Annotated in this window: 5 protein-coding genes and 1 pseudogene; 1 reads left to right on the top strand and 5 read right to left on the bottom strand. The window is 41.6% G+C overall.

From position 1 onward, the window contains the following. Positions 1-118: 118 nt before the first annotated feature. Positions 119-919, bottom strand: coding sequence for a M15 family metallopeptidase (locus V7K25_RS09385; protein WP_335157217.1), 801 nt, complete (start codon positions 917-919; stop codon positions 119-121). 11 nt (positions 920-930) lie between these two features. Further along, on the bottom strand, positions 931-2,661 hold the full coding sequence (locus V7K25_RS09380) for a protein kinase domain-containing protein (RefSeq protein ID WP_335157215.1): 1,731 nt from the start codon (positions 2,659-2,661) through the stop codon (positions 931-933). 169 nt (positions 2,662-2,830) lie between these two features. On the opposite strand from V7K25_RS09380, the gene V7K25_RS09375 reads away from it, so the two are divergent. Beyond that, complete coding sequence (locus V7K25_RS09375) at positions 2,831-5,224, top strand: ATP-binding cassette domain-containing protein (RefSeq protein ID WP_335157213.1); 2,394 nt, start codon at positions 2,831-2,833, stop codon at positions 5,222-5,224. 168 nt (positions 5,225-5,392) lie between these two features. Here the strand turns inward: V7K25_RS09375 and V7K25_RS09370 are convergent, their stop codons facing one another. From V7K25_RS09370 to V7K25_RS09360, 3 genes and pseudogenes are all read right to left on the bottom strand, one after another. Then, positions 5,393-7,165: a vWA domain-containing protein gene (locus V7K25_RS09370; RefSeq protein ID WP_335157211.1), complete on the bottom strand. Its 1,773-nt coding sequence runs from the start codon at positions 7,163-7,165 to the stop codon at positions 5,393-5,395. After that, positions 7,155-8,219, bottom strand: a complete 1,065-nt coding sequence (locus V7K25_RS09365; protein WP_335157209.1) for a MoxR family ATPase — start codon at positions 8,217-8,219, stop codon at positions 7,155-7,157. The genes V7K25_RS09370 and V7K25_RS09365 overlap by 11 nt, the downstream gene beginning before the upstream one ends. Positions 8,220-8,667: 448 nt before the next feature. Continuing rightward, positions 8,668-9,204: pseudogene (locus V7K25_RS09360) on the bottom strand (site-specific integrase); the annotation flags it as partial. Between the last annotated feature and the right edge of the window lie 255 nt (positions 9,205-9,459).

The raw sequence follows: 9,459 nt of genomic DNA, 5'->3' as shown, positions 1-9,459 counted from the left end.
AGGATGCGATCGCTTCACGAAATAATGAGTATTACAGCCTCCGTTGCGGCAATATTATGGTTCCAGTCGCGGCAATATTATGGGTTAACCGACAACATTAAAAGCCATGTCAATCTAGTCATCTATTTCTGGCATTAGCAAATACCTCTGCTGCATTTGCTGAACCTATATAACGCCAATGCCAAGGTTCAAAACTTACTCCTTGGGCATTATTAGCTGGGAAAGACATCTCAAAGCCAAATTGTCTAGCATGAACAGTTAACCAGCGATAGGCTTCTGTTTTTTCAAATGCCAAAGTAATATCCTGTTTGGGAAGTTTCCCATCTGTTAAATCTATGGCATAGCCTGTATGATGTTCGCTATAACCAGGAGGTGCGCTAATTTTAGATGCTTTCTCTACAGAACCGAGGCGTTTAATTTGGTTATCAAATAATTTTTGTTGTTGTTCTATAGTCCGAAAGCCGGAAACAGGAATAATCCAAACACCAGTTTCTCTGGCTGCATAAATCATCTGCATAAATGCTTTGTCAGCTTCTCGATTAAGCGATTCAAATCTTTGTTCTGTTCCTGTAGCATAGCTACCAACAACCATCATTTGGCTAGCATCAGCTTGTGCATAGGACAAATGACCATAGGCGACCTGATTGCTGAGTCGTTGTTGGTTGTTAATTTGGGATAACCTATCTACAGTTATTGCTTGGGAGTTAGTTGTGATACTTACACTTGGCAATTTAGGGGAAATAGATTGGGAATTAGGAGTAACTATACTGGATGTATTGGGATATGTAGTAGCTTGTACCGCAGGATTTGTAATTGATAATCGGATGAGTGTTGCACCAAAAATCACGAAAAAAAATGAAACTACTGTGGCAATTCCCATCAAACGGAGGAGGTAAGAATTTTTATTACTTCTTCTCATAATCAATAAATTTAATCAGTAAAATTTTGACTGGATTCTATCTTCCATTTCCTCTCTACAAATTGCAAGTTGTAACGTACTATTCTAGTTTTAAAATCTGTTTGGCTGGGAAGAATATTTCCCTTTTGATCAAACAATTTCCTATTTTCAGTCACCTTGACTGTAATTGTTGCTTGACTACCGTTAGTCTGAAATTCGTCTACACTATCAATTCGTTGTAAGTCGTATCTATATTGATGACCATCATTCTTAAGAGAGCTGATTGAACCATCAACTCCGGCAGTTTTCGCGTATAGTTCACCTGTAGTTAATTCATAAGCTGCTTGAAAGTCGTAAGGCGGAGCAAACATTACACGCTTGGCGTATAGCCACTTACCAATTAATTCTGTTGCTGCTTCTTTTGTAATTTTTGGTTCTATATTTGCAGAGTTAATAGAAGAAATGAAGGAGTTCGGATTATCGGGTGGTTCGGTAGAAAAAGTTGGAGTAGGAGACGGTAAAATGCGATCTGGTTTTGTAGTTGTTAATTGTTGAGGATTAGGAACATTATTTATGGGAGAGTTGGATTCTACTGGGTCTGACGTTTGTTGATTAGAAGAATTTGCTAAATTTCCTGTAGATGGTGTTGATGCGGTAACAGTTGGTGTGGGTTCTTTTTTATTAGCTAATTCTCCTCTAATTAACCACAAACCACCGACAACAAATGTACCGATGACACTACCGATGATGACTGCTTTTTGCCAATCACCCATTTCCTGACTAGGTTTGAGTGGGGGTTGAGAATAGCCAAGTTGCTGATATGGAATTGCAGGTGGTGCGGCTAAAACAGTTTGCTGTTGCTGTTGGGGGTATGCATCTGGTCGTGGAGAAAATAATGTGGGGTTGGCTACAGGGATAGTTGGTGGAATTGGTGTCGTGCGATGTTGTAGGGAGTCTAACATTTCTTTGGCGCTGGAGTAGCGAGCGTCTGGATGAAAGGCGATCGCCTTATCTAAAAAAGTGGCGAAACTGGGACTCACATTTAAAGCATACTGTCGCCACAGTAAATCCCCGGTAGCCGGATCAGTTTCTAATTGTTGGGGAAGTTTGCTCGTTAACAGATAAATTGCTGTTAGTCCCAAACTATATAAATCACTAGCAAACACTGGCCGTCCCGCCGATTGTTCACTGGGCATAAATCCTGGTGTCCCAATCACAATCGACCTGCTAGAGTTACCAGAAGCACTCATGAGTGTTCCCATTGTCTCTTTGACTGCACCAAAGTCAATCAACACAGGTTTACCATCAGCGTGGCGAATCAAGATATTTTCTGGCTTGATATCTCTATGAACGATTCGCTTACTGTGGACGTAATCGAGAATGATTAAAATGCTGCGGATAATTTCTTTGACGGAACTTTCACTCAGTACCCCTTGTTGTTGTAACTTCTGCTGTAGAGTTTCACTCTCGATATATTCTTGTACTAAAAAAAATTCGTCATTTTCTAGAAAGTAGGCGTACAGCTTAGGAATCTGACTGCATCCATCGCCTAATTCTTCTAAGATTGCCGCTTCACGCTGAAACCGTTCTTGCACCAACTGATAAATCTGGGGGTTATTAGCCACGGGTTTGAGCTTTTTAATCAAACACCTGCGTCCTGATGGCATTTGGGTATCTTCTGCCAAAAATGTTTCACCAAATCCACCAGAAGCTAAGACGCGAATTACTCGGTAGCGATTGTTTAATACAGTTGGTGTTTGCATTACGTCTATAGCCCATAGCTTAAATCTGGTTTTAGCATAATTAAATACTATTTTAATCAGTATTTATACGGTTATAAATTTCATAAAATATTTCTAGTCTGTTCATGAAAGGAATATATTAATGTAGGCTTTCAAGAAAATAAACAAATTTTCACCCAATGAAAATTCTATGAATACAAATAAAAGCGGTAACAATATTAACTCCTATTTAGTTTTGGAAAAACAAGGGAGTATATTACGCTTTGAACTCAATCGGTCACAGCATATAATTGGGCGTGATCGCACGATTGCAGACCTAGTTGTTCCTGAAGATTGGGCAGTAGTGGGAAAATGTCAAGCCACCTTGAAACAAGAGGGGGAAGACTACCGTATTTATGATGGAGATGGCACAAAACCTAGCACCAACGGTTTATATCTGAATCAAATCCGTATTACTCCCGATTCTGGCTATTCCCTCAAGCATGAAACCGAAATCCGCATTGGTCAAAACCCACAAAACCAAGTGTTGCTGAAACACTACAATCCTGGTCAATCGGCCACAGGGACTACGGCTGATACGGCTATGCCAACAACTTCAGGTATTTCCAAATCTATTTCTTTAAAAAATCGCTCGCTGTTGTTGGGACGGGATTATGACGCTACCTTAACTTTAGATGCACCAACAGTATCCCGCCGCCACGCCACAATTGATACTGATGGTCAAGGACGCTACATTCTGCGCGACCATAGTGCAAATGGTGTCTTCGTCAATGGGCAACGAGTCAACGGTTCGATTGTCTTAACGCCTGGTGCGATAATTCGCATTGGGCCATTTACATTAGCGTTGCGTGGTAATGAGTTAAACTTCCTTGACCAAGGTAATCAAATCCGCATAGATGCTTGCAATTTAGTCATTCAAGACAAAGACAAGCGGCGATTAGATGATGTATCCTTACCAATCCAACCAGGACAGTTTGTCGCCTTGGTGGGTGGTAGTGGTGCTGGTAAGTCAACCTTGATGCGAACTTTGTTAGGAATCGAGTCCACAACCCAAGGTGTAGTTTATTTGAATGGTGAAAATCTGCGCCATAATTTCCATCTTTACCGCACCCATATCGGTTATGTCCCCCAAGACGACATTATTCACCAAGACTTAAAAGTAGCGGAAGTGCTGACCTACGCCGCCAAGTTGCGCTTACCGCCGGATATCAACGTGGCGGAGGTAGTAGAAAAGACTTTACAAGCAGTGGAAATGTCCCACCGTCGCCATGCAAAGGTGTCTCAACTCAGTGGTGGACAACGGAAACGGGTAAGTATAGGAGTGGAATTGTTAGCCGATCCCAAGTTGTTTTTCTTAGATGAACCGACTTCGGGACTTGACCCTGGCTTAGATAAGAGAATGATGCAGCTATTGCGGAAATTAGCTGATCAGGGACGAACGGTAATTTTGGTGACTCATGCCACGACTAATATTAAATTGTGCGATCGCGTTGTTTTTCTCGGACAAGGAGGACGCTTGTGTTATTTTGGCCCTCCCCAGGAATGTTTAAAATTTTTTGGCGTACAAGACGATTTTGCCGATATTTATAATCAGTTAGAAAACCCAGAAAATGTCATTGATCAAGCTTACAAGTTTTACCAATCAGATGATTATCGCTATTATATTGAAAATCATCTCAGTGTAGGAAACCAAACACCACAATCAAATACTTCTCAGCAGTCCAATAACAAGGTTTCTTTGTGGAAGCAGTTTAATCTTTTGACACAACGTTATTTTCAGATCCAAAAGCGAGACAAAGTTAACCTCACCTTAGCACTGTTAACCGCACCTATCAGTATTAGCTTAATGACACTTGCTCTTAGGGATCAAAACCCCCTAGTATTAGGTGATAAACCTGATGCTGCTCTGGCATCTTTAGCGTTACGTGTGTTATTTGTCTTCACTTGTGCGGTATTATGGGTAGGACTTTCTAGTTCCTTACAAGAAATTGTCAAAGAATCAGCAATTTACCTACGAGAACGGCTCGTTAACTTGAGTTTATTTGCTTATCTTAGCTCTAAAGTTGCAATTCTTGCTGGCCTAGCAGTTTTGCAAACCTTATTGATGGCGATCATCATTTTAATATTTTTTAAATCACCACAACCAGAATTAATCTCTTGGCCATTAGGGTTAGCAATTACTTCATTTCTCACACTTTTAAGTAGCATCAGTCTTGGTTTACTTGTTTCCGCATTTGTAAAAAACGTTAGCCAAGCCAATAGTTCCTTGCCATTGTTACTACTTCCCCAAATTATTTTTTCTGGTGTTTTGTTCAAAATGGAAGGTACTGGCACTATAGTTTCTTGGTTCATGCTCAGTCGTTGGTCAGTAGGTGCTTACGGCGCTTTAGTTAATTTGAATGCAATGGTTCCTGATGCTATTAAACTACCTGATGGTAGCACTGTAGCGCGGCCATTTGAACCGACTCCTATTTATGATGCTACATGGTCTAATTTAAGTTTAAACTGGCTAATTTTGTGTTTACATACGATAGTTTATTTAACTGTGATCTTCTGTGTGCAGAAGCGTAAGGATATTTTGTGAACTTATTAAGTAGAACATGGTTAAGAGGCTGTCTCTAAATAGGTGAGTGCGGGAGGTTTACTGATATGAGGTCACGCCAGCGTGTTGATTGGAGGAGTTGCACTAGTTAAATCTTTTTCTTTACGCATTGCCTCATAATCTGGACTAGTCAGTGATTAAATGAACAGCTTACTTGATTCTCAAAACCTGACCTTTAGGAATAAAGGGTAAATGCCGACCTACAGGAATTAAAAAAGCGTGTTCTCGCCGAATGTGTACGCGATCGCAATATCCATCAGTAATAATTAGTAATGGCCCATTTTTCGGGAAATCCTCGGCTCTTTCCAATAAATCAATTCCTGGCTGTAAAACAGTACCGCCTCTACCCTTGACTTGAACTCTATCTGCCAGCGATTCTGGTGTTATGTAACCTTGGTCATAAGCAAAAGCATCACAGAAAACGACCCGCACAAAAGAAACATCATGAGAAATACTATAACTAGAGATCGCTCCCAATGCCTTTCCTAATAACTCCCGCTCCATTGAACCAGAAGTATCTAAAACTACCCCAAATGTGCGACCTTCTTCATTGTTGCTATCTGGTACATAACTAGGACGGGGAATATCGGGAGTCGCAGATTGACGGCGACTGAGACGAGCATAAGACCTGACTTTAATTAAAGGAGAAAAGTAATTATCAAACCACTTAGCCAATTCCACATCCCAAGGAATCGGCGGATAACTCAAAGCGCGAATCTCTTCAATTAAACCCGCCGGGAGAAAACCCCGATTTTGCTCATGGTGATATGCAAGTCCCTGACTTAGACAACGGCGATAAAATTCATCCAATCCCACACCATCACCATAAGTCCACCAATCTGATATTCCTGGTTCCAAAATGTCACATTGTCCGATACCCCGCAAAGTAGATAGTTTGCGATAGAGGCGCAAATCTTTAACTATTTGGTCATAAATTGACTCGGCTGATAAATTCTTCAAATCAGGGTCGTGTAACACCCCAATGTGAGGTAATTCGCCTACCCCCATTTCTAACAGCCAAGAATTAATCACATAATCACAAGCAACATTCCACAAATAAGGGTCTCTTCCTTGACAGCGAGTATCATGTCTGAGTCCGGCGTGTAACAATTCATGAGCCATCACAAATCGGCATTCTTCATTACTTAATCCGGCGGCGGGATTGACAAAAATTTCTTTGTTTGCGACATCAATCGCTGCTACAGAAATATCTTGACGCTGACATATTAATGGATCTTCAATAATCTCAAAATTAGTTGCTAAAGCTCCCAGCAGAGGATAACTGTTGATAAACCAAGCCTTAGCTCTTTGTGCAGGAGTATCATTTTTGTTCTGCGTCCCCAAAATCGGCTCTCGTCCGGCGGCGACATTTACTGCACTGGTAACGGCTCTCGTTAACCCCTCTCCAAAGACATTTTGCCAGTCCAAGCCCCGACCCAAATAGTTACTTTTAATAGGTTCGATAATCAGATCCACAAAATCAGATCCAGGAATACCGCGTTCGCAAAATTCCTGATATAAACTTTCTTCATTCCGGTTAGAAATATTGACAGAAAAAAGATATTCTTCTGGGATAGCTCCTAACTTCAAATCAGCAAGAAACTTAGCAATAAAATAATTACAAGCGGCGTTCCATTCCCGAGGATATGTGCGTTTCTGGAAATGACCGAAGCCCAGATGCAATAGACAATGAGCCAGTACATAAACCCATTCTTCTGGAGAACCCCGTCGCGTTGGATGTACGTGAATAACACCATTACTAGTGACTACAGCCCAACCCTGTGGTGAACACTGGTTTCCCGACTGACGATTAATGTTAGCGTGGCAGAGTAACGGTGCAAAAATGGGATGCTGTCTGAGGATGTCACATCCTTGCCCAAATTGTAATGTCGCAATATCTGTTTGATTCTTTTTACGTGCCATTTTCTTTCTTCACCAAACGTGGCAAGTCTCTGACTATTTCTACCATCAACCAACTAGGTAAAGCATCTCCCTTTTCCGGTTCAGAAACAACCATTTGGGCAATTTCAAAGCTGATAGCCGCTAAATCCTTGAGTAGTCCTTTGGCGCGATGAGCTAAATCTTTGTGGCTACCTGTCATTGCAAGACGTTCTTGGGGTAATTCTTTGATGAGTTGAGCGCGGAAAGATTGAGCCAGAAAATAGAGAACATCCCTGTCTTCTGGCAGGTGTGGCCAGCCAATTTCGCCTTTGAGAATAGCTGTTAATTGGTACTTACTTTTAATTTGTTTAATAAAGCCTTTAAACTGAGTAGCATGATGAGGAGAAAGACACCCCATAGCGAGAACTTCTAGCCAGTGGTCTGTAAGGCGCTCGCCATATTCATGCAGAGTATCACTCAACATATGCCAAGAGCGGGGAGTCGAAAATGGTTCTTCATGTTTAGGAGGTTGACTCCACAGATGATCTGGGCGAGTTTGAATGTATTCAATCACCCAGGGATGAATATCATGATTTTTTGCCCAATCCAACCAGTCGCGATGGGAAACCTTCAAATGGACATGAACCATGCGGTTGAGCAAAGGTGAAGACATGGGCTTAACGATCGCACTATCTTGAGCGCGATTACCCGCACCAATCACAATTGAAGCTTCGGGAAGATGATATTCACCAATTCTGCGCTCATGAATCAGGCTGTAGAATGCCTTCTGAACTTCGTGAGAACAAGCGTTGAGTTCATCCAAAAACAAACAATAGGGTTCATCCCGTGCAATCATTCTGGGTGGGCAGAAGCGACTTGTTCCATCGATAATCTGCGGTACTCCAATTAAGTCTTCTGGTGCTAGTTGACTACCTAGCAGTGAAACGCAAGGTATTCCCACCTCAGCCGCAAATTCTTCTACCAAAGATGATTTCCCAATTCCTGGCGCTCCCCAAATAAACACGGGTCGCACTACCGCCACATTGAGAAGAAATTCTGAGAGTTGTTTTTGGGTGACTGTAATAGCTGGGTTCATTGTTAACTCACAAAAACTGTCCCAACGTTGGGATTATTTCAAAATTCCCTTGATTATACTTATCCATCGTCTACTTCTATAATTCCCAAATTTAAATAGAAATGTTGACCTACAGATTACAAGTCAAAATCTGTGTTATAGATCACCTTTTTGAGCAATATTTACGGCTGAGTAAGTGGAATCCGCTTGGGTAATACATAATTGCAATAGCTGTTCGCCCCAAATTCAAGCTGAGACAACAACAGGACAACAGTAATGAAAGATAGCGTTTACAAAAGGCACACGTCAGTCGAGAGAAATATCAGGCATAACAGACACTATTAAACATACTATAACACAAATAATACAAAATAATACATAATGGCAAATAATACTTTTATCAATCATAATTATTCAACATTCCCGTCAACAATTCCGACATTTCCCACAAATCTTTATTCCGGTTATCACCCCACAGCACCAGAAAAATCGCATAGTTGCGTTTACCAATCAAAGTCTCCCGATCAAACTGCTGAATCACACCAGCGATCGCCTTACTGTCAACACCCCGCGTATCCCGGTACGCCTTAACCTTCTCTCCTGAAACATCTTCCAGGGAATAGTTGCACACTCCCAACTTCCGCCCCATCTTCGCTAACGACTTAATCGCCGCCAACCGCCGATTGATTGTCGCCTCCCGCAACCCAGATTTAATCAACATCGCCTTGTACTTCAACACCACCATCACCGCTTGAGAGGGCTGCAAGTGCAAAAACTCCAGCACACTATCACCAGTCGGCGGCAATAAAGTCATCTTCAGAAAGAAATCCTTCAAATCCTTCTCATAAGCCCTTTTAGTATTGGGGTTGCGCTTATCTGCCAACAACTGCGCCAACACATCTGGGTCTTTATCAAGTTGCGCGTCAAAATACCGAGCTAGAGGCGCATCTAAACACGCCTCCAACTCAACTTTAACTAGCTCTCCCCAAATTGGCTCGTTAGGCATAAGTGCTTACCGGGTCGTTATTGATAATACAGTTTTCCAATAACGAATATCATACAGCCGTAGGGAGGTGCATGAATGTTTACACTCCATGATCACCAAAATACTTCTTGCGGAAGTAGGCAGGTGTCAATTGGTTATGCTAAGTCTGTAATTTCCGGCTTTGATATCAAAATTGATAGCAGAGGATGTAGTCAATGTGTCCAATCCTCCAGCACCAAATCGGGAATTTGAGCAAAATCCTTTTGGTTACGAGTA

This window comes from Nostoc sp. (assembly GCF_036919495.1).
Lineage (GTDB): Bacteria > Cyanobacteriota > Cyanobacteriia > Cyanobacteriales > Nostocaceae > Nostoc.
The sequence above is the reverse complement of the archived record's forward strand: the minus strand, read 5'-3'. Positions and strand labels throughout refer to the sequence as shown.

Coding starts and splice junctions, on each gene's coding strand:
- V7K25_RS09385 (WP_335157217.1), bottom strand. CDS start 919: ATGAGAAGAAGTAATAAAAATTCTTACCTCCTCCGTTTGATGGGAATT.
- V7K25_RS09380 (WP_335157215.1), bottom strand. CDS start 2,661: ATGCAAACACCAACTGTATTAAACAATCGCTACCGAGTAATTCGCGTC.
- V7K25_RS09375 (WP_335157213.1), top strand. CDS start 2,831: ATGAATACAAATAAAAGCGGTAACAATATTAACTCCTATTTAGTTTTG.
- V7K25_RS09370 (WP_335157211.1), bottom strand. CDS start 7,165: ATGGCACGTAAAAAGAATCAAACAGATATTGCGACATTACAATTTGGG.
- V7K25_RS09365 (WP_335157209.1), bottom strand. CDS start 8,219: ATGAACCCAGCTATTACAGTCACCCAAAAACAACTCTCAGAATTTCTT.